At 64.5% G+C, this 242-nt stretch carries 1 pseudogene; it reads left to right on the forward strand.

What is annotated here, in order from left to right:
• Positions 1–242 (forward strand): annotated as a pseudogene (locus QSV46_RS40820) (cytochrome P450); the annotation flags it as partial.

Genomic DNA, 242 nt, shown 5'->3' on the forward strand with positions numbered 1-242 from the left:
GCGCACCACCGATCCCGTGCATCTGACGCCGCTAGGGATGTATGTCGCAAGCCGTCATGCCGAGGTCAGCCTCGTCATGCGCGACAAGCGGTTCGGCAAGGATTATGTCGAGCGCACCGTCCGCCGCTACGGCCCCAAGATCATGGACGAGCCGGTGTTCCGCAGCATGAGCCACTGGATGCTGCAGCAGGATCCGCCGGACCACACCCGCTTGCGCGGACTGGTGGTGAAGGCCTTTACCG

The organism is Bradyrhizobium cosmicum, from assembly GCF_032290525.1.
In the GTDB taxonomy this organism is placed as follows: Bacteria; Pseudomonadota; Alphaproteobacteria; order Rhizobiales; family Xanthobacteraceae; genus Bradyrhizobium; species Bradyrhizobium cosmicum_A.